Raw genomic sequence first — 518 nt, 5'->3', positions numbered from 1 at the left:
CGTGCCACCTCCAACCGTCCAGTAAACGGTGGTTACTATTGGCTGACTGTCAATGGTGAACAGACCATTGGTAAATACACCAGCCAGGTTGACAGCTTCGAGATCATCGGCTGGGAAGTTCCGGTCGAACGTGCTGAAGCAACTGTTGGTGCTCGCATCTCTCAGTAAGGTGAAGCATGCAATACGAACTTTCCAACGGGGTGAGGGTAAACTTACCCAACAACTTCGAGACTGCTAAGTTCTTACTGTTTCAATTCCCTAAGATGCACGTTAACTTTGTGGGGCAAGTTCCCCACATGGTTGTTAATCTGAAGATACAAAAGTTGATTCAGGTTAAGCGTCGGATTGATTTGAATCATGAGATTAAGCAGCGTCGCATCCTCGCTCGTCAAGAATTTATCGACGCAGATACTCTTGATCCGTGGGATGATGACATTCCTTTTTGAGGTAATCAATGAACGTAGTATTACCAGTAAAGGATGGTAAGGTGTTTCTTTTCCGTGGTAGTGATGGTTACC

At 45.6% G+C, this 518-nt stretch carries 1 protein-coding gene; it reads left to right on the top strand.

Translation table 11 applies throughout. From position 1 onward, the window contains the following. Positions 1–176 precede the first annotated feature (176 nt). On the top strand, positions 177–446 hold the full coding sequence (locus tag HL054_RS22260) for a hypothetical protein (RefSeq protein WP_369141312.1): 270 nt from the start codon (positions 177–179) through the stop codon (positions 444–446). Positions 447–518 lie beyond the last annotated feature (72 nt).

Source organism: Modestobacter versicolor (genome assembly GCF_041028285.1).
Classification (GTDB): domain Bacteria; phylum Actinomycetota; class Actinomycetes; order Mycobacteriales; family Geodermatophilaceae; genus Modestobacter; species Modestobacter versicolor_A.
This window is presented reverse-complemented; position numbering and strand designations above follow the sequence as displayed.